The following is a 19,896-nucleotide window of genomic DNA, read 5'->3' as shown; positions in this document are numbered from 1 at the left end:
CACTGTTAGAGGGTTATTGAACGGCCGGGGCGTTGGCCGCCCACAGTATGCGGGGCTCCGCCCCACGCCCCGGCATGCGTTTCGTCCGGCGGCACTGTCGCCGGACAAAACAGTTGTGGGTACGGGGAATACTGCTCCTGTCTATTTTTTCGGCGGAATATATCCCGCATCGCTCAATTTCGCGGAGCGGAACAAATCCCCCGGCGAAACAAAGGCGTAACGCAGTTTTTTCAAGTCGTCCGCGCTCGCGTCGGCGGTCATGGCCGACATGGCCGCGCCGGATTCCGGCACGCCGTGCAGAGCGATACAGGCAAAAGCCGAAGCGGCGTTCACAAAACTTTCCGGCAACAACGCTTCATCCGCGGCTTCGGCCGTTACCTCCGCGGCCGCGTCTCCAGGACACGAAGCGCAAGGGGATTTCTTTCTCCCGTCCCACTCCTCCATAAGGCGCAGTAAGGTACAGCAAAACCGTTCAAATTCGTCTTCCAGGCCTTTTGAGTCCGTGGCGGACAAACTGCCGGACGCGCCCGTCCAGACCGGGGCGGCGGCGCCGGGCGCGCGCAAGGCCGTGGCCGCCAGATCGGCCAGGCAGACCCCGGCGGCGGCATCCGCGCCGCCCGCGCGGCTCTCCGGCGCGTCCGGAACCAGTTCGACGCCCGCCGCGTCATAACAGCAGGCAACAAACTGCGCGCAGGTCATGGGGTTTTTGCCGGGGTAGCACAGAAGCAGCAATTCGCACACATTACGGAGGCAGGATTCCACCGTCTTGATGTACGCAGGGTCGTCGACGTAGCGTTTGGTCAGCAGCAAGAAGCCGGCGCAGATCAAGCCGGCCAGGGAGTACGGCTCTTTGTTGTTCAGATATGTCGCGGCGGCGGCGAGCACCGCGGGCATGTCGCAACCTTTCACGTTACAGCGGCGAATATGGACGGTGCGCGGGCTTTCGCTCGGCGCGGGAAGCGGAGACTCCACCAGGCCGCCCAGATTTTCCTCGGCCATGATGTGCCGGCGCGTCTTTTCGTCATACCTGTAATACAAAGCCGCATGGCTCACGGGACTGTTGTCCAGCTTGCAGATAAGCAGAGAGATGCAGTCCTGCCGGACTTCGTTGCTCTCTTTGTCCTCTATCCATTCCGGGTCCAGAAGCAGGACGTCGCCGGGAACCAGTTCCATGTCGACCATGTTTTCCTCCGGTTGTTTGACGCAGGGAAACCAAGGGCATTTCACGCTTGAGACGGCCAGAGCAGTCTGGCGGCCTCTCGCGCCAAGGGCTTGCGGAGCGATCCCGCCTCTCCAAAGTCAAACCGCTCCATACCCCGCTTTGCGGACAATGTATGAAATGAGCTTGAGGAACAGGTTAGCCCAAATCCATAGATGAGGCTATTCCCCGAACGGGTAATTTATGAGGAAAAGAATATTTTTTTGAAGAGGAGGCGGTTCAGCGTCGCCCGGTGAATTTGCACACGGCCTCGGCCCGGTTGGTCGCGCCCAGACGCTTGTAGGCGGAGGAAAGGATTTTTTTCACCGTTTCCGGCGAGACGTTCAAGGCTGTGGCAATCTCCGCGTTGCGCAGGCCCCGGGAGGCCAGACTCAGGACATCTTTCTGGCGTGAGGTGAGCCGCATCGGCCCGCAGCCTTGGCTTGCTTCTTCCCGCGAAGCACAGGGATAGCGCCCGGCCAGACCGGCCAGGGCCGCGAGGTAGCCGTCCGGCTTGTGTTCACGCGAGGTCGGCGACAAGGGCGGGCAGGGCAACAAGGGCAGGAGATGCGGCCCGTATTCAGCAAGGGAAAGGAGGATGCCGTCCGGTCTGGCCAGATCCAGCGCCTCGCCCAGCAAAACGCCGCCTTTTTCCGGGCCGTACAGGCGGTGCGCGGCAATGGCTTCCAATACTTTGGCCTGGATGCGGGCAAAAAGATTGTCAAAGGGGCCGAGATATTCCGGAATGCTTTTGGCGATGGACTCCAGGCGGGCGTCGTCGCCCGCAAGCAACGCGGCCTTGGCGTGGGTGAACTGGATGAAGCCGAAAATCTGCGGGATGGTACGGGTCGGGCCGAAATCGCCCTCGCGCAGCCAGGCCGGTATGGCCTCCGCGTGGCCCAGACAGGCGCTGACGTAGCCCAACGCCAGATCCAGGCAGGTGGACAGATCAACATGGCCCAGGGCATCCACGCGCGGCCTCCAGTCCCGCAGCTGGGCCAGGGCTTCTTCGCCCCGGCCCGTGGCCAGACAGAGCCTGGCCCTGGTAAAGGCCGCGTTGAGCAGCGTGGTCACCTGATCCTTGCTTTCCGCCAGGCGGGCGGAGGCCGCGAGCAGGCCTTCCACATCGTCGAATTCGCCGCGCTCCAGCAGCCATTCGGCCCGGAAGAGAGGCTGCGCGCCCAGGCTGCAACCGTCGGTCAGTTCATGGAAATAGTGCAGGTTGCCTTCGATGAGCGCGATCATGTCCCTGTAGGTTCCCGGTTCGCGCAGATACAGATAGGCCGAGTGCGGACAGGCGAAAGTCCAGATCATCTGCCGGTTGGCAATGGCCGAACGCCCGTGCAGCAATCCGTGCGCCGCCTCGTGGATGTCGCGCATGGCCCACAAATCGTTGAAGGCGAGCATATTGCGGATGAGCAGGACCTCGCCCGCCAGACGGCGCTTCAGGGGAGCAGCGATGCCCCCGGCACGCGCAAAGCGCTCTTCGGCCTCCTCCAGAAGGGTCACGGCCCGCAGGTCGTGCGCCTCGGCCAGGCAAAAATAGAGAAAAGCCAGGTACTCCAGGGGCCGCTTCTCCCGCAGCGGCCAGGCTATGGCCTGGACCGCTTCCATGACTTCATCCGCGAAAAAGAAAAGCAGCAGGTTGCCGCCCGGCAGGGCAAAAAGCTCCAAAAGGCGCAGCTTGTCTTCATCCCGCCCGGCCCGGACAAGAAACCGCAGGGCGGAAATCAGCTCTTCACGGCCTATATGACATTCGGCCACCCGGCGGCACAGCGCGGCCTGATCGATGTCGCGGGCGGAAGGCAGGCGCTTTGCCAGAAAGGTCCCGAAAATACTGTGCGGCACATAGCTGTTCGTGGCGGGATCAAAACGGATGAAGGAGTTGTTGCAGGCGCTCGCGCGAGCCCGGCCCGCCGATGTCGTCGGCCTCGCGCGCCGTGTAGTGGTCAAGAAGGGAAAGTTGCAGCAGCAAACGCCGGTCTTCCGGATCATAGGCGGAAAAAATCGATTCCTCGAGCATGGCCTCCATGCGCGCGAGGGGCGCGCCTGAAAAGTCTTCCCGGCTTTCCGGATTCCGCAGGCAGAGCCAGAGCGCGGCGGGCCAGCCCTCGCTGAACAGCCAGGCCCGGCGGGCGGTTTCCGCATCCTTGTTCCCGTATCGGGTGAAGAGCGCCGCCGTCTCGGCTTCGGAAAAAGCCAAAAGGCTCTGATCAAAGCTCTCGGCCAGAGATTTCAGGCGCAATTCCTCCAGGGGCAGATTCGGCCGGGATCGGGAAAGAAGCAGTATGTGCAGGCCCGCTATGCCCTCGCGCGTCAGCGCGGTCAGGTAGGCGTCCATGGCCGGGTCGGCCACCCAATGATAATCGTCAAGGACCAGCAGCACCCGCTCCGCCAGCGCGCGGCACCGGGCAAAGACATGCTGCCGCCGCTCCGCATCGCCGGGAAAGCCGTAAGCCTTGACGGATTCGGCGAATTCCAGGCCCTGAGCCGCGAGGCGGCCCCAGATGAAGTTCCACAGGTAGGGGGCGCTGTAGGGTTCCGGCGGGAGGGTGACGAAATAGGCCCGCGCGACCGCCGCATCTTTTTTTTCGCCGGACAGGAGAGCGTCCGCCAGTTGCCGCGCCGCCGTGGTTTTGCCGTAACCCATGGGCGCGGTGAGCGCCGTGAGCGGATATGCGGCGACAGCTTCCGCCAGGGCGGAGGTGACGCGCTCGCGCGGCAGAATGGGGCTTTGCGGGCATTCGGCCATACAACTGTCGTTATTCACAGGGCGTCACACTCCATGCGCCGGGCAAAGCTCCCCCGCTCGCTGGGCGACCCCGCTTCGCGCATTTTGCACCCTGCGGGCATAAACGCCGCACAACGGCGGCGGAGCTCAGGGCGGAAAGGTACGGACAACCGTCCCGAAAGACGGAAAAACTGCTTCTTTGACGGCACGGAGCGCAAAAAAAGCCCTGCCCCAGGAAAAGGACAAGGCTGTGTTTTTGTGAAGGACGGGAAACGCTGAAAGCCGCGCGGCGCTTGGGCGCGGGCGCGGTTAACGGGCGGTGGAGCTGTGTGTGTGTGTGTGTGTGTGTGTGTGTGTGTGTGTGTGTGTGTGTGCAAGAATCGTGCGGTCACGCGCGGGGCTGAGGCGCGACAGCCCTCCCGGCTTGCTCCATGACGATACTTACCCGCCAGCTTCCTCACAAACAGCACCTCTCTGATCAGTTTAGAAAAAATGACGATAATTCGCAAGCGCCGGTTCGTATCAGTTACGGCAAAAGCGTTCCGGCTTTCCCCGGCGGCGGGGCATATCCCGGCCGGAAGCGCGCCGACAGCCGTTTTTTACAGTTTGATTATTCAACTCAGTAAAACACTCTGATATATTTTATCTTTTTTTATGCTCCGACAGCTTGACATTTTTTTCTCAATATGGGACTGGGGAAGTGCGAGCGAAAGTTGCAAGAGAGCATTCGCGCGGGACCGGCAGGCCGGGTCCGCCACGGAGTCGCCGAAGGGGCAAGGCCGCAAGGGCTGAAACTCTCAGGCATCAGGATTGCAACCGGACGCATCTCTGAACCGCATGCGCGCGACAGAGCCAACGCAAACCCAGGAGTTTTGCTGTGGCCGGTCGCGCGATTCTCATTACCAACAATCCCACGTTTTCTTCCCACGTTCCGGCGGGTGTGGAAGTTCTTGTGCTGGACGGCGGCGCGCGCGACGCGCTGACCGCGGCGCGGGACCGCGTGCATCAGGGCTGGCGGCTTGCCAATCACCCGCTGTACGGCAATTTCCGTCCGCATCAGCAACCCTACCGTTCCCTTCTGTTGTTGCCGCCCATGGGCGACGCCACGGCCGTCGGCGCCGGGCAGGCGGCAAGCACTGGCGTGGGAGAAGACGGGACCGCGTTCCCGTCTTCGGCTCCGCAAAGCCGCTCAGGCGGCTTTGCCCCCGTGGACATTGAATCCCTGCATTTTCTGGAAGAAGCCCTGCAACTCTACCAGAGTCCCGCTTCCAAAATCCGGCAAAGCCTGCCCGGCGACCTGCCCGAGGCCATGCGCCGCGACTGCGCGCTGCTGGACCGCGAACTGCTGAAAGCCACGCTGGAAAGCCTGCACTGACTCCCTTCCCCACCGGGCCGGTCGGCTCGGAACCACGGGAGGCTGTCAGCCGCGGGCGCTTCCCGTTGCGATGTCCCCAGGATTTTCCGGGCGACATGCCCGAAGACGTCTGACCCAAGGAGTCTGTTGTGAATCTCGAACTGCATAAGATCGCCATCCGCAAGCTGGAATGGGGCCCGCGCACCGGCGCGCGGGATCATGTGCTCACCGTCAACAAGGAGGAACTGGTCGCCCTGCTGCTGGAAGATCCGGCCCTCAAGAAGGTGGAGGCGGAACTGGTCCACCCCGGCGACAGCGTGCGCATCCTGCCCTGCAAGGACGCCGTGGAGCCGCGCTGCAAGCTGGAAGGGCCGGGAGAGGTCTTTCCCGGCTGGATCGGCGACGTGGAAACCGTGGGCCAGGGCAAGACCCTGGTGCTGGAAGGCGCGGCGGTGCTGACCACGGGCCGTCTGGTGGCCCCGCAGGAAGGCATTGTGGACATGAGCGGCCCCGGCGCGGAATACACGCCCTTTTCCAAGACCTGCAACGTGGTCCTGGTTTTCGAACCCGTGGAGGGCGTGGAACTGCACGAACTGGAAGCGGTCTACCGCCGGGCCGGGTTCAAGGCCGCCCATTACCTGGCCTCCTGCTGCAAAACGGACAAGGCGGACACGGTGGAAAGCTACGCCTTCCCGCCCCTGGCCGAAGCCATGAGCGCCTTCCCCGGCCTGCCCAAGGTGGCCTATCTGTACATGCTCCAGTCCCAGGGCCTGCTGCACGACACCTGGGTGTACGGCGTGGACGCCAAAAAGATCCTGCCCACCATGATCAGCCCCACGGAAGTCATGGACGGGGCCATCATCTCCGGCAACTGCGTCTCGGCCTGCGACAAGAACAGCACCTACACGCACGTGAACAATCCGGTCATCAAGAGCCTTTACGCCCATCACGGCAAGGACATCAATTTCGTGGGCGTGATCATCACCAATGAAAACGTCACCCTGGCGGACAAGAAGCGCAGCTCCTCCTACGCGGTGAAACTGGCGCAAATGCTGGGCGTGGACGGTCTGGTGATCTCCGAGGAAGGCTTCGGCAACCCGGACGCGGACCTGATCATGAACTGCTGGAAGGCCGAGCGCGCGGGCATCAAGACCGCCCTGATCACCGACGAATACGCCGGGCGCGACGGTTCCAGCCAGTCCCTGGCCGACTCCTGCCCCGAAGGCGACGCCTGCGTCACCGCGGGCAACGCCAATGAAGTCATCGTGCTGCCGCCCATGCAAAAGGTCATCGGCGAACCGGCCACGGCCGACGTCATCGCGGGCGGTTTCTTCGGCTCCCTGCGCGAGGACGGCAGCATGGAAGTGGAACTGCAGGCCATCATGGGCGCCACCAGCGAACTGGGCTTTAACCGCATCGGCGGCCGCACACTGTAAGGAGAACATCATGGCATATCGCGTCATTCACTATATCAATCAGTTCTTCGCCGGCATCGGCGGCGAGGACAAGGCGGACGTGGCCCCCGAAGTGCGCGAGGGCGTGGTGGGCCCCGGCATGGCCTTCAAGGCCGCTCTGGGCAACGAGGCCGAGATCGTGGCCACCTTCATCTGCGGCGACAACTACTTCGCCAACAATATGGACGCCGTCTCCGCCCAGGTGGTGGAAGCCGTGCGCAAGCACAAGGCCGACGCCCTGGTCGCGGGCCCGGCCTTCAACGCCGGGCGCTACGGCACGGCCTGCGCCTCGGTCTGCGCGGCGGTCAAAAAGGCTCTGGACATTCCGGTGGTCACGGCCCTGTACCGCGAAAATCCCGGCGTGGACCTTTTCCGCAAGGAAATTCCCATTGTGGAGGCTTCCGACTCCGCGCGCGGCATGGCCAAGGCCGTGCCGGCCATGGCCAGGGTGCTGCTCAAGCAGCTCAAGGGCGAAGCCCTGGGCGCTCCGGCCGAGGAAGGCCTGCTTGAAAAAGGCATCCGCCAGAATATGTTCTACGAACAGCCCGGCGCGGAGCGCGCCGTGTCCATGCTGATCAAAAAGCTCAAGGGCGAACCTTTTGTCACGGAATACGCCATGCCGGTCTTTGACCGCGTGACTCCGCGTCCGCCCGTGGCCGACATGCGCACGGCCAAGATCGCCCTGGTCACCTCCGGCGGCATCGTGCCCTTCGGCAACCCGGACCATATCGCGGCCTCCAGCGCGCAGAACTTCGGCGAATACGACATCACGGGCGTCACGGATCTGCTCCAGGGCAAGTACCAGACCGCTCACGGCGGCTACGACCAGACCTACGCCAATCAGGACCCGGACCGCGTGCTGCCCGTGGACGTGCTGCGCGATCTGGAAAAGGAAGGGGCCATCGGCTCCCTGCACCCGATCTTTTACAGCACCGTAGGCAACGGCACGGCCGTGGCCAAGGCCAAGAGCTTCGGCATCGAGATCGGCAAGCGCCTCAAGGACGCCCAGGTGCAGGCGGTGATCCTCACCTCCACCTGAGGAACCTGCACGCGTTGCGGTGCAACGCTCGCCAAGGCCATTGAGGATACCGCCGACGTGCCGGTGGTTCACATGTGCACCATCGTGCCTATCTCTTTGAGCATCGGGGCCAACCGCATTGTGCCCACGGTGTCCATTCCCCATCCGCTGGGCAATCCCGAACTTTCGCCGGAAGCGGAAAAGGCCCTGCGCCGCGAACTGGTGGAACGCGCTCTCAAGGCGCTCTCCACCCCCGTGGACGAGCAGACGGTCTTCAACAAGTAGCAACAGCGACGGCAACCCGGCGGGCCTGACAGCGCCCGCCGGGTTCCACGGGAGCATATATCATGGAACAGCGTGAACTGGTCATCATCGGCGCGGGTCCGGCCGGGCTTACCGCCGCCATCTACGGCAAACGCGCGGGCCTGGACGTGCTCGTGCTGGAAAAAGGCAAGCCCGGCGGCCAGATCCTGATCACCAGCGAAATCGAAAACTGGCCCGGCACCATCAACGCCTCGGGCGCGGGCCTGGCCGACAGCTTCCGGGCGCATGCCGAGCATTTCAAGGCCGAATTCCGCACCGCCACGGTGACGGAACTGCGCCCGGCGGGCGGCAAAACCGTGCTGGTCACGGATCAGGGCGAGATTGAAGCCAAGGCGCTGATCATTGCCACCGGGGCCAATTTCCGCAAGCAGGGCTGCCCCGGCGAAAAGGAATTCACGGGCAAGGGCGTGTCCTACTGCGCGGTCTGCGACGCGGCCTTTTTTGAAGAGCTGGAAGTGGCGGTCATCGGCGGCGGCAACACCGCCGTGGAAGAGGCCTGCTACCTGACCCAGTTCGCGGAGAAAGTTTACATCGTGCACCGCCGGGACCAGTTCCGCGCCGACAAGCTGGTGGCCGAGCGCGCCCTGAAGAACCCCAAGATCGTGCCCATCTGGGACAGCGTGCTGGAAGCTATTGAAGGCGACGGTCTGGTGGAACGCATGGTGCTCAAGAACGTCAAAACCGGCGAGAAAGACGTGGTGGCCGTCAACGGCGTGTTCATCTTCATCGGCACCCTGCCCAACGCCACCTTTATCGGCGACGCGGTGAAAACCACCGAGAACGGCTGGATCGTCACGGACGAGAACATGAAAACCTCCACGCCGGGCATTTTCGCAGCGGGCGACGTGCGCGACACGGCCCTGCGCCAGGTGGTCACGGCCGCCGGGGACGGGGCCAGGGCCGCCATGTCGGCCTATGCCTACATCATGGAAAACAAATAGGCGGCAACGCCGCATGCACAATTTTCGCATACGAGGAGCATGCTTATGGCCACTGTGGGCATCAAAAGCACGGCTTACTGTTTGAACTTCGCGCCGGAACTGGCGCTGCATTACGGCGGCACGCCCTCCCAGGAGCGGCACGCCAAACCCGATTCCGACTATCTGAAGGCCCTGCCCGGCCAGGCCCAGAGCTATGAGGAAGCGGCGGGCTACGCCCCCAACAAGACCTATATCGGGGCCATGAGCGTGGAGGAACTGACCGCCGCGCCCGCGCCCTGGCTGGAACACCTCGGCGCGCCCGAGCGCTACGGCAAATACGGCGAAATCATGCCCGAAGACGAGTTCATCGGCTTCATGGACATCTGCGACGTCTTTGACCTGATCTGGCTGGACAAGGATTTCGCCGCGCGCATCAAGGAAAAGCTGGCTCAGGATCCGGTCATGGGCGAAAGCCAGATGGCCCGCCTGGAAGCCGGGCACGAGGCCGCCGAAATCGCCGAAGCCGTGGAAAAGCACGGGGCCCTGCCCCTGTATCTGGACGGCGCGGTGGTGGGCTGCTGCCGCCGGGCCCATGACACGGACGAAAACCTTTCGGCCCACGTCATGCTGGAAAATCTGGCCTGCAAGGCCAGCGGCGTGCTGGCCCTGCTCCATCTGATCAAAAACAGCGGCCTGACGCCGGGGGACATCGACTTTGTGGTGGAATGCTCCGAAGAGGCCGTGGGCGACACCATGCAGCGCGGCGGCGGCAACATGGCCAAGGCCGTGGCCGAAATCGCGGGCTGCGGCAACGCCAGCGGCTTTGACGTGCGCGGCTTCTGCGCGGGCCCGGCGGCGGCGGTCATCACGGCGGCGGGCATGGTGGCCTCGGGCGTGCGCCAGAATGTGGCCGTGCTGGGCGGCGGTTCGCTGCCCAAGCTGTACATGAACTCGCGCGACCACGTCAAAAAGGGCCTCAAGGCTCTGGAAAACTGCATCGGCAGCTTCGCCGTGCTGCTCGTGCCCGACGACGGCACTGAACCGGTGATCCGCCTGGACTCCGTCGGCAAACACAGCGTGGCCGCCGGAGCGGCCCCGCAGGCCATCACCTCGGCCCTGACCTACGAGCCGCTGACCCGCCTGGGCCTCAAGCTCACGGATGTGGACAAATACGCGCCGGAACTGCACAATGCGGAAATCACCCTGCCCGCCGGGGCGGGCAACGTGCCCGAGGCCAACTTCAAGATGATCGCGGCTCTCTCGGTCATGAAGGGCCAGCTCAAGCGCGAGGAAATTCCGCAATTCGTGGCCGAGCACGGCCTCCCCGGCTTCGTGCACACCCAAGGGCACATTCCCTCGGGCGTGCCCTACATGGGCCATGCCCGTGACTCCATCAAGGCCGGAAACATCAAGCGCGCCATGATCATCGGCAAGGGCAGCCTCTTTCTGGGCCGCCTGACCAACCTAGCCGACGGCGCGTCCTTCCTCATTGAAGCGCCCGCCGGAACGGGCGGAAGCGGCGCGGGCGTGACCAAGGACGAAGTGCGGGAACTGCTGCTGGACGCGCTTGCCGATCTAGCCGCCAACCTTCAGAAAAACTGAGGTCTGCCATGGCGGAAGTCAACGAAAATAAACGCGCCCTTATCGGCGCGGCCCTGGCGGAACTGGTGGCCACGGCCCGCAGCGGCGGTCCGCGTAACCGCGTGGGCCTGATGGCTGCGGGCAGCGAACTGCCGGTGGAAGAGTTTCTGCTGGGCGCGGCCACGGCCATGCGCCGGGACAGCCGCCTTCAGGTGGTGGGCCTGGGGCCACGGCCCGAGGCCGCCCTGCCCGAGGGCATGGACTGGATTGAAACGCCGGACTGCGAGGCCGACATCGCGGCGGCCATGGAAAAAGCGCTGGATTCCGGCGACCTGGAAGGCGCGGTGGCCCTGCACTATCCCTTCCCGGTGGGCGTGACCACCATGGGCCGGGTCTTCACCCCGGCCAGGGGCAAGCCCATGATCCTGGCTTCGTCCACGGGCATCAGCGCGCCGCAGCGGGCCTGCGCCATGCTGCGCAACGCGGTCTACGGCCTGGCCGTGGCCAAGGCCATGGGCATTGCCGAACCGACCCTGGGCGTGCTGAATCTGGACGCCGCGCCTCAGGTCATGCGCGCCCTCAGCCGCATGGCCGAAAAGGGCTATGCCCTGCGCTTCGGCCAAAGCGTGCGCAAGGACGGCGGCGCGCTGCTGCGCGGCAACGATATCCTGGCGGGCGCGGTGGACGTCTGCGTCTGCGACACTCTCACCGGCAACGTGCTGGCCAAGGTCTTCGCGGCCTTCGGCACGGGCGGCGGCTACGAGGCCGCGGGCTGGGGCTACGGCCCCTCGACGGGCGAGGGCTGGAACAAGGTGGTGTCCATCATCTCGCGGGCCTCGGGCGCGCCAGTCATCGCCAACGCCCTGAGCTACACGGCCCAGGCCCTGCGCGGCGGCCTGCCCGCCAAGGTGGCGGCGGAACTCAGGGCGGCCCGCGCCGCCGGTCTGGACGCGGAACTGGAAGGCCTGCTGCCCAAGGCCGAGGCCGGAGCGGGCGACACGCCGGCCATGCCGCCCGTGGTGCCCACGGATGAGGAAATCCACGGCATTGACGTGCTGGATCTGGAAAACGCCGTGCATGTGCTCTGGAAGGAAGGCATCTATGCCGAAGGAGCCATGGGCTGCACCGGTCCGGTGGTCAAGCTGGCGTCGTCCAGCCTGGAAAAGGCCAAGGGGCTGCTCCAGTCGGCGGGTTATCTGTAAACAACGTTTTTCCCTTCATGCAATACAAAACAGGCAAGCAGCGAGGTGCATCATGATTATCGTGGACAAGGAAAATTTCGAAGCCGAAGTGCTCAAGAGCGATCTGCCCGTCATCGTGGACCTCTGGGGTCCGCAGTGCGGTCCCTGCTTGGCGCTGATGCCGTCGGTGGAAAAACTGGCTGAAGAGTATGAAGGCAAAATCAAGTTCTGCAAACTGAACGTGGCTGAAAACCGCCGTCTGGTCATCTCCCTCAAGGTTATGGCCGTGCCCACCATCCTGTTCTACAAGGGCGGGGAGAACGTGCAGCGGATGAGCAGCGACGAAGTGACCCTGGAGGCCATCAAGGCCGGGGCGCAGAATTTGTTGCAGTAGGCTGTGGAGATAACGCGTCGAACAACACAAGGAGTGCGAAATGGGTAAGTTAACCGGCAAGAAGCTGCTGCTGCTGGGCGAACGGGACGGCGTTCCCGGTCCGGCCATGGCGGCGGTCTTCGCCAACTCCGGGGCCGAGGTGCTGTTCTCGGCCACGGAATGTTTCGTCTGAACCGCCGCGGGCGCCATGGACCTGGAAAATCAGCAGCGCGTCAAGGACGCCGCTGAGAAGGTCGGGGCGGACAACCTGGTGGTGGTGCTCGGCTCTTCCGACCCTGAAGGGGCGGAAATCTATGCCGAAACCGTCACGCTGGGCGACCCCACCTTTGCCGGTCCTCTGGCGGGAGTCCCGTTGGGACTCTGCGTGTACCACGTGTTTGAAGAAGAGATGAAGAGCGAAGCCGATCCCGCGGCCTGGGAAGAACAGATCAGCATGATGGAAATGGTGCTGAACACCGAGGCGCTGGCCGCTTCGGTGAAAAAGATGCGCGACGCCAACAGCAAGCATACGCTGTAGGACGCGTAAACGGCCTGAACTCAACCCCGTGGGGCGTCGCGCGTTCCACGGGGTTTTCATTGGCCTTGGGAAACGGTTGACGCCCGGCGCGGGCAAGGCTTGTCACTGGCTTGTGTGATGTTTTGCCTTTCGGGCACAGACGGTTACGGCGTCCCGCCGTTTGGGCCGCCTCCCGGCGCGGGGCAGGGGCCTGGGGGGCTTAAGCAGCCCCCCAGGCCCCTGCCCCGCGCTTTACAGCCTAACGCTTGGACGCGGCGTAAAGCGGAGCTTGCCCGCGTATCTATCAACTGTCGGCGGCTAGATATTTCCCATTCTCAACGACAGCCAGTGGATGGCATTGCGCGGCGCGGAGGGAGATCACCTGAGTCTGCGAAAGCAGACGAAGAAAGCTCCCGCAGCAAAAGCCGCGCAGCCCTCGTGGTTGTGAGCGTTGGAAAGCCCGGCAGGGTGCTCCGGGGGGTTGCAAGGGGGCGGAGGAGGGGCGCAGCCCATAACCCGCCCCCTGCCCTCGCCGGAGGCGGCCCAAACTGGAGCGGAGCGAAAAATCCCGCGCCTGAAGGGCAAAAAAGACATCGCCCGAACGACAAAACCCATCAACTCGCAGGGCAAAGTAAATCCCTACCCGGGCGACAAGCCTTGCCCATGCCGGAACAACAACGATAGGCGGCTCTTCGCCAGTCTGATGAAAACTTTGTGCGGGAGGGTGGCCCCCTCTCCCGCTTTACCCCCGCACCGATCCGGGCTAGTTTCAATCCTATGAACATTCTGCGTAAAGCTCTGCAACGGGGCCTGACCCCAGGCAACATCATCAGCTATCTCTGCCTGGAAAGCATGCGCCTCTGGGGCGTGTGCTTCGGCACGTTGCGCCTGCGCTGCAAGGCCTTCCTGCTGGGCGTGGCCGTGGGGCCGGGCGCGCGCGCCCACGGGCCCGTGGGCCTGCTGCGCTGGCCGGGCGGCAGCATCCGCATCGGCGCGGGGGCGAGTCTGATTTCCTCCTGGCGGCGGGCCACGGCCGCCAGCCTGGCCGCGCCCGTGCGCCTGCGCGTCTTCGGGCCCGGCGCGGCCATTGAGATCGGCACGGGCGCGCAACTGAGCGGCACGTCCATCACCGCGCGCTCGCAACGCGTCAGCATCGGCCGCCAGGTTCTGCTGGCCCCCAACTGCGTGATTGTGGATTCTGATTTCCACGCCCACTGGCCGCCCGAGGCCCGCGCCACGGAACCAGGCATGGAGCGGGACGCGCCGGTAAGCATCGGGGATTATGCCTGGATCGGCATGAACTGCCTGATTCTCAAGGGCGTGAGCATCGGCGAGGGGGCCATGATCGGCGCGGGCAGCGTGGTCACGCGCGACGTGCCGCCCTTCTGTCTGGCCGCGGGCGCGCCCGCGCGCGTGTTGCGCCGTCTGGGGCCGGAGGACGGAAAAATTTGCGCGGCCCCACCAGCGTCCGGGCAAGCTTCCGGCCGGACTTCCGGAGCATGATATGAACTCTGAAGCAGGCTCTTCCACGGGCGTGGGCGAATACATTGCCGCGCTGCTGGCTTCCGCCAGACTAGGCAATCAGGTCACCCACCACCGCCTGCTGCCCGGCGCGGAACCCGTTTTCGCGCCCAATCGCCTGCCCTGGCCGCGCGCCGTGGGCAAGCTGCTGGAAGAACGCGGCGTTCGCCTGTACAGCCATCAGGCCCTGGCTACGGACCACATCCGCGCCGGGCATGCCGTGGTGGTGGCTACGCCCACGGCCAGCGGTAAGAGCCTGATCTACAATCTGCCCGTGCTGGAACGCCATCTGCACGATCCCGACGCACGGGCGTTGTACCTTTTTCCGCTCAAGGCCCTGGCCCAGGACCAGCTGGCGGCCTTCTCCGCCCTGACCGCCGCCTGGCCCGAAGCGGCCCGGCCCACGGCCGCGCTCTACGACGGCGACACCAGCGACCACTTCCGGCGCAAGATCCGGCGCGATCCGCCCACGGTGCTGGTCAGCAATCCGGAAATGCTGCATCTGGGCATTTTGCCGCATCACGAACAGTGGGCCGCCTTTCTGGCGGGCCTGAGTTTTGTGGTGGTGGACGAGGCCCACACTTATCGGGGTGTATTCGGCGCGCACATGGCCCAGGTTTTCCGGCGGCTGCACCGCTTGGCCGGACGCTACGGCGCGCGGCCCACCTATGTGCTCTGCACGGCCACGGTGGGCAATCCCGGCGAGCTGGCGGCCGGGCTTATCGGCGCGGGAGACGGAGCGGGCGCCGGCGCGGCGGTCGCGCCGGTGGTCATCGACCAGTCCGGCGCACCGCGCGGGCCGCGCCATTTCGTCTTTCTCAATCCCGAGCAGAGTCCGGCCACGGCGGCCATTGACCTGCTCAAGGCGGCCCTGGCCCGCAATCTGCGCACCATCGTCTACTGCCGCTCGCGCCGGATGACCGAGCTGGTCAGCCTCTGGGCGGGCAGCCAGTCCGGCCCGTACAAAGAGCGTATTTCCGCCTACCGCGCGGGTTTTCTGCCTGAAGAGCGCCGGGCCGTCGAAGCCCGTATGGCCTCGGGCGAGCTGCTGGCCGTGGTCAGCACCAGCGCCCTGGAACTGGGCATCGACATCGGCGGCCTGGACGTCTGCATTCTGGTGGGCTATCCCGGCACGGTCATGGCCACCCTCCAGCGCGGCGGCCGGGTGGGCCGGGCCCGGCAGGAGTCGGCGGTCATCGTGGTGGCCGGGGAGGACGCCCTGGACCAGTATTTCGCCCGCAATCCCGAGGATTTTTTCAGCCGCGCGCCGGAAAAGGCCGTGGTCAACCCGGACAACGAGGTCATCCTGGCCCGCCATCTGGAATGCGCGGCCGCCGAACTGCCTCTGGCAACGGACGAACCCTGGCTGCAATCAACGGGCGCGCGCCGGGCCGTGCGCGAACTGTGCGCCAAAAGCCTGCTGCTGCAATCCGCCGACGGCGCGCAATGGCTGGCCGCGCGCAAACGGCCCCAACGCCTGGTGGACCTGCGCGGCACGGGCCAGAGTTACAGCATCGAGGATCAGGACGGCGCGGTCATCGGCTCGGTGGACGGCTTCCGGGCCTGGCGCGAAACCCATCCCGGCGCGGTCTATCTGCACCGGGGCCGCACCTACGTCATTGAGGAAGTGGACCCCGGCCGGGCCAGGATTCTGGCCAAGGAGGCCAGAGTTTCCTGGTTCACGCGCACGCGCGGCCAGAAAAGCACGGACATTCTGGAAGAGACGGAACGCCGCGCCCTGGGTCGGGCGCTGGTCTGCCGGGGCAGGCTGCGGATCACCGAGCGGATCACCGGCTACGAAAAGCGTTCCACGTCCGGCAACCGTCTGCTGACCATCGTCCCGCTGGACGCGCCGCCCCAGGTTTTTGAAACCGAAGGCCTCTGGTACGTGATTCCGGACGGCATCCGCGCCGGGCTGGAAGAGCGCTTCCTGCATTTCATGGGTTCCATTCATGCCCTGGAGCACGCCGTCATCGGCCTGCTGCCCCTTCAGGTCATGGCTGACCGCAATGACTTCGGCGGCATTTCCATTCCCTTGCATCCCCAGGTGGGCCTGCCCTGCGTTTTTGTCTACGACGGCCTGCCCGGCGGCGCGGGCCTCACCCGCCAGGCCTTTGCCAATGCGCGGGATCTGCTGGAAGCCACCCGCCGCGCCGTGGGGGCCTGCCCCTGTGAGGACGGCTGCCCCTCCTGCGTACACTCGCCCAAGTGCGGTTCGGGCAACCGGCCCATCAGCAAACAGGGCGCTCTGGCCCTGCTGGATGAGTTGCTCGCGCCGGGCAATGAAGGCGAAACGCTTTTCCGGGAACTGCGCGTCAGCCCGGCCCCGGAACGGCTGGAGGTTCAGGAAATGCGCGGGGAGGATCAGAAGGACGTCCCGGCGGACGGATGTCCGCCGCAGCCGGGCCGGGAGGAATACATGGACAAAAATCCCACCGCCGCGCCCGACGGGCTCACGGCCCATGTCCCGACGCCGCCGCCCCGGCATTATGTGGTCTTTGACGTGGAAACCCGGCGCTCCGCCGCCGAGGTGGGCGGCTGGCACAAGGCCGGGCAGATGGGCGTGAGCGTGGCCGTGCTTTACGACAGTCTGGCCGACGACTATTTTTCCTACAGCCAGGACGAGCTGCCCGCCCTGTTCGAGCGCCTGCGCGCCGCAGACCTGGTGGTGGGCTTCAACAGCCTGCGTTTCGACTACGCGGTGCTCGCGCCCTTCGCGCCCTATGAACTGCGCGGCCTGCCCGGCCTGGACCTGCTCCAGCGCGTGCAGGAACGCCTCAACTACCGGATTTCGCTCAATAATCTGGGCCAGGCCAGCCTGGGCGAACCCAAGAGCGCCGACGGCCTGCAGGCTCTGCAATGGTGGAAGGAAGGCCGTTACGAAGAGATCGCGGCCTATTGCCGCAAGGATGTGGACCTGACCCACCGTCTCTATCTCTTCGGACTGCGCGAAGGCTATCTGCTGTTCAGCAACAAGGCCGGGCAACGCGTGCGTGTGCCCGTGGACTTCCGGAAACGGCCATGAGCATATATACGGACGCGGAGCTGGCCACGGCCATGATCGGCTGGCGGCGCGAACTGCACCGGCGGCCCGAAGCGGGCTGGACGGAATTCTGGAGCACGGCCTTCGCGGCGGACGTGCTCCACTCGCTGGGCTACGCCCCACGCGTGGGCCGCGAAATTCTCGATCCGGACCGGCGCATGGGCCTGCCCGCCCCCGCCGTGCTGGAACAGGCGCGCCAACGGGCCGCGGCCGAGGGCGCGGACGCCCGCTGGCTTGAACGCATGGGCCAGGCCACCGGCCTTGTGGCGGACCTGCGCCCCGGCCGGGAGCCGGATCTGGTAGTGCGCTTCGATCTGGACGCCCTGGAAATGCCGGAAGCCGACGACGCGGAACATTTTCCGGCGCGGGAGGGCTTTGCCTCGCGCCATGCCGGGCTCTGCCACGCCTGCGGCCACGACGGGCACACGGCTCTGGGCTTGGGCCTGGCCGCCCTGCTGCGACGGGAGGCGGCGGACATCAAAGGCAATGTGCGGCTGCTCTTCCAACCGGCCGAGGAAGGCGTGCGCGGCGCGGCGTCTTTGATCCAGCAGGTGCTGGGCGCGCGCTGGTTTCTGGCCGTGCATCTGGGCCTCGGCGCGCCGGAAAGCGGCGCGCTGGTCGCCGGGCTCTCGGGCTTTCTGGCCACCACGAAATTCGACGTGCGCTTCACGGGCCGCGCGGCTCACGCCGGACTTGCGCCCGAGGCCGGACGCGACGCCCTGCGCGGAGCCGCCGAAGGCCTCCTGGCCCTGCACGATCTGAGCCGTGACGGCGCGGGACGCGTCAATGTGGGTCTGCTCTCCGGCGGCACGGCCCGCAACATCGTGCCGGACCAGGCCCGCATGAGCTGCGAAACGCGCTGCGCCGACCGCGAGGCGGACAACGCCCTGCTGGCTCGGGCGCGCGCCCTGCTGGCCCGCATCGCGTGGGAACGGGAACTGGAATTGGATATCAGCATTCAGGGCCGCGCGGGCTGCGCGGCCAGCGACCCGGAACTGGCCCGGCTGCTGGCCCGTACCGCTCTGGAGCTGCCGCCTGACCCGGACGGACGGCAGCCCTTCGCGCCGGACAAGGTGCGCGCCGAAGGCCTCATGAAGGCCAGCGAAGACGCGGCCACCCTGATGGAGGCCGTGCGCCTGTCCGGCGGACAGGCCGCCTACGCCCTGCTGGGCGCGAATCTGGCCGGCGGGCACCACAGCCCGCGTTTCGACTTTGACGAGGCCGTGCTCTGGCCCGGCGCGCGTTGGCTGGCGACGGTCTGCCGGAAGCTGTGTCTGGAGCAGATGAACGTTAAGAATATACATTCTTAACGGTTGAAGACGCCCACTTCCGCGCTTACCGGCGCGAATAAACTGCGCTTGCGCCTTCGTGGCTAACGGCTGCCCACCCCGACTCCCACAATGGTCTGCCCCTTGGCCCGCACCTGCGCGTTCTGGCCGCAGGCGGCCAGCAGCAGCGCCGTCAGGCAAAGCAGCGGGATCAGGTGGCGCGCCCAGTTACGCATGCGGCTTCTCCTGTGAAATCCGGGCTCCGGCGGGCACGTCGTCGGTAATCCAGACATTGCCGCCGATGACCGCGCCGGAACCGATGGTCACCCGTCCCAGAATGGTGGCCCCGGCATAGACCGTGACATTGTCCTCCAGCACCGGATGCCGGGGAATGCCCTTGGTCAGCGTGCCGTCGGGATTTTTGGGAAAAGACAGCGCCCCCAGCGTCACGCCCTGGTACAGACGGCAGCCGCGTCCCAGAACGCAGGTTTCGCCGATGACCACGCCCGTGCCGTGGTCGATGAAAAAATCTTCACCGATGGTCGCGCCGGGGTGGATATCAATGCCCGTGCGAGAGTGGGCCATTTCGGAAATAATGCGGGGAATCACCGGCACTTTGAGCCTGTAGAGCACATGGGCGATGCGGTGGTGCAGCATGGCGTGCATGGAGGGATAGCAGAAAATGGTTTCGCCGGGGCTGGTGGCCGCCGGATCCCCCTCATAGGCGGCCTGGGCGTCGCCCGCCAGCAGGCGGCGGATTTCGGGCAGGCGCTCCATGAAGCCCAAAGCCTCGGCCGCGCCTCCGTTTTCACAAGCCGCGCAGGGATCGGAGGTTTTCCGGCCCTCGCAGGAAAAACAGAAGCCGCGCATGATCTGCTCGCTCAGCAAATGGTAAATGGAATCCAGATTGGCCGAAAGGTGATAGCGCATGGATTCGCGCCGGACCCTGGTGGAGCCGAAATAGCCCGGAAAAATGGCTGCGCGCAGGCGTTCCATGATTTCCCGCAACGCGTCCAGCGAAGGCATGGCCGCGCCCTGGGCCGGGCGGTGCCAGACAATGTCCAGGGAGGAAGGATGGCAGAGGCGCTCCACCACCGTATCCAGTTCCGGCATGGTCACGGCCTTGTCGTCATAACTCTTGCTCATGGGCGATATCCTGTTGTTTTTCCTCTTGTACACGGCCTGCGGCCCGTCCGCAACGGCTTTTGCCGACGGGGCGCGAACCATAGGAAACCCAAAGCTGCTTGCCCTTGAAGATGCCGCTTGACGCTGAAACCTGTTTGCCGTGCGACGCCCGCATGGAGCATTCCGGCATTTTCAATGTCAGAATACCCTGAAGTTTTCCAGGTTCCGGCCGATAGACGTTGTTGACTACAATCAGCGACGCCGTGCAAGCGGCGCAAGGAGCATATG

General features: G+C 65.1%; 18 protein-coding genes and 1 riboswitch. Of the genes, 12 read left to right on the top strand and 6 right to left on the bottom strand.

Annotation, left to right across the window (positions count from 1 at the left end):
* Positions 1-141: 141 nt before the first annotated feature.
* The 3 genes from FYJ44_RS08200 to FYJ44_RS14465 all read right to left on the bottom strand — a co-directional run bounded on the left by FYJ44_RS08200 (position 142) and on the right by FYJ44_RS14465 (position 3,968).
* Entirely contained in the window at positions 142-1,182 is a 1,041-nt protein-coding gene (locus FYJ44_RS08200) for a hypothetical protein (RefSeq protein ID WP_154511046.1), read from the bottom strand.
* A gap of 256 nt (positions 1,183-1,438) precedes the next feature.
* The gene (locus tag FYJ44_RS14945) at positions 1,439-3,046 is read right to left on the bottom strand and encodes a LuxR family transcriptional regulator (RefSeq protein ID WP_195840977.1); all 1,608 of its coding nucleotides are present in this window, start codon (positions 3,044-3,046) and stop codon (positions 1,439-1,441) included.
* Positions 3,047-3,065: 19 nt separating this feature from the next.
* Positions 3,066-3,968 carry an AAA family ATPase gene (locus FYJ44_RS14465; RefSeq protein ID WP_195840976.1) on the bottom strand — a complete coding sequence of 301 codons (903 nt, stop codon included), beginning with the start codon at positions 3,966-3,968 and terminating at the stop codon, positions 3,066-3,068.
* A 392-nt stretch (positions 3,969-4,360) separates the two neighbouring features.
* Between FYJ44_RS14465 and FYJ44_RS08190 the strand changes: the two genes are divergently transcribed.
* The 12 genes from FYJ44_RS08190 (at position 4,361) to FYJ44_RS08135 (ending at position 18,525) form a co-directional block, all read left to right on the top strand.
* Positions 4,361-4,555, top strand: a complete 195-nt coding sequence (locus FYJ44_RS08190) for a hypothetical protein (RefSeq protein WP_154511042.1) — start codon at positions 4,361-4,363, stop codon at positions 4,553-4,555.
* Positions 4,556-4,635: 80 nt separating this feature from the next.
* A riboswitch (glycine riboswitch) is annotated at positions 4,636-4,752 on the top strand.
* A 54-nt stretch (positions 4,753-4,806) separates the two neighbouring features.
* On the top strand, positions 4,807-5,304 hold the full coding sequence (locus FYJ44_RS14460) for a GrdX family protein (RefSeq protein ID WP_288956770.1): 498 nt from the start codon (positions 4,807-4,809) through the stop codon (positions 5,302-5,304).
* Positions 5,305-5,432: 128 nt separating this feature from the next.
* Entirely contained in the window at positions 5,433-6,719 is a 1,287-nt protein-coding gene (locus FYJ44_RS08180; RefSeq protein WP_287702142.1) for a glycine/sarcosine/betaine reductase component B subunit, read from the top strand.
* 10 nt (positions 6,720-6,729) lie between these two features.
* On the top strand, positions 6,730-8,040 hold the full coding sequence (gene grdB, locus FYJ44_RS08175; protein ID WP_154511040.1) for a glycine reductase complex selenoprotein B: 1,311 nt from the start codon (positions 6,730-6,732) through the stop codon (positions 8,038-8,040).
* Positions 8,041-8,102: 62 nt separating this feature from the next.
* Positions 8,103-9,020: a thioredoxin-disulfide reductase gene (gene trxB, locus FYJ44_RS08170; protein WP_154511038.1), complete on the top strand. Its 918-nt coding sequence runs from the start codon at positions 8,103-8,105 to the stop codon at positions 9,018-9,020.
* A gap of 45 nt (positions 9,021-9,065) precedes the next feature.
* Positions 9,066-10,601, top strand: coding sequence for a glycine/sarcosine/betaine reductase complex component C subunit beta (gene grdC, locus FYJ44_RS08165; protein ID WP_154511159.1), 1,536 nt, complete (start codon positions 9,066-9,068; stop codon positions 10,599-10,601).
* Positions 10,602-10,609: 8 nt separating this feature from the next.
* A complete protein-coding gene (gene grdD, locus FYJ44_RS08160) occupies positions 10,610-11,782 on the top strand; it encodes a glycine/sarcosine/betaine reductase complex component C subunit alpha (RefSeq protein WP_154511036.1) in 1,173 nt (390 codons plus the stop codon).
* Positions 11,783-11,834: 52 nt separating this feature from the next.
* Positions 11,835-12,155: a thioredoxin family protein gene (locus FYJ44_RS08155; protein ID WP_154511034.1), complete on the top strand. Its 321-nt coding sequence runs from the start codon at positions 11,835-11,837 to the stop codon at positions 12,153-12,155.
* 40 nt (positions 12,156-12,195) lie between these two features.
* Positions 12,196-12,672, top strand: coding sequence for a glycine/sarcosine/betaine reductase complex selenoprotein A (gene grdA / locus FYJ44_RS08150; protein WP_154511032.1), 477 nt, complete (start codon positions 12,196-12,198; stop codon positions 12,670-12,672).
* Between the two features lie 756 nt (positions 12,673-13,428).
* Entirely contained in the window at positions 13,429-14,154 is a 726-nt protein-coding gene (locus tag FYJ44_RS08145) for an acyltransferase (protein ID WP_229772609.1), read from the top strand.
* Between the two features lies 1 nt (position 14,155).
* Positions 14,156-17,197, top strand: a complete 3,042-nt coding sequence (locus tag FYJ44_RS08140) for a DEAD/DEAH box helicase (RefSeq protein WP_154511030.1) — start codon at positions 14,156-14,158, stop codon at positions 17,195-17,197.
* On the top strand, positions 17,194-18,525 hold the full coding sequence (locus FYJ44_RS08135; protein WP_154511028.1) for an amidohydrolase: 1,332 nt from the start codon (positions 17,194-17,196) through the stop codon (positions 18,523-18,525). The genes FYJ44_RS08140 and FYJ44_RS08135 overlap by 4 nt, the downstream gene beginning before the upstream one ends.
* 62 nt (positions 18,526-18,587) lie before the next feature.
* Here FYJ44_RS08135 and FYJ44_RS14870 read toward each other — a convergent pair whose 3' ends face one another.
* From FYJ44_RS14870 to FYJ44_RS14455, 3 genes are read right to left on the bottom strand one after another with little or no spacing between them, the layout of a single operon-like run.
* Positions 18,588-18,719: a hypothetical protein gene (locus tag FYJ44_RS14870; RefSeq protein ID WP_268234072.1), complete on the bottom strand. Its 132-nt coding sequence runs from the start codon at positions 18,717-18,719 to the stop codon at positions 18,588-18,590.
* On the bottom strand, positions 18,712-19,629 hold the full coding sequence (gene epsC / locus FYJ44_RS08130; RefSeq protein WP_154511026.1) for a serine O-acetyltransferase EpsC: 918 nt from the start codon (positions 19,627-19,629) through the stop codon (positions 18,712-18,714). Before epsC ends, FYJ44_RS14870 begins: the two co-directional genes overlap by 8 nt.
* Positions 19,613-19,783 (bottom strand): hypothetical protein, encoded by a 171-nt coding sequence (locus FYJ44_RS14455; RefSeq protein ID WP_195840975.1) that lies wholly within the window; start codon positions 19,781-19,783, stop codon positions 19,613-19,615. The genes epsC and FYJ44_RS14455 overlap by 17 nt, the downstream gene beginning before the upstream one ends.
* Positions 19,784-19,896: the final 113 nt, after the last annotated feature.

This window comes from Desulfovibrio porci, assembly GCF_009696265.1.
Taxonomy (GTDB): domain Bacteria; phylum Desulfobacterota; class Desulfovibrionia; order Desulfovibrionales; family Desulfovibrionaceae; genus Desulfovibrio; species Desulfovibrio porci.
This window is presented reverse-complemented; position numbering and strand designations above follow the sequence as displayed.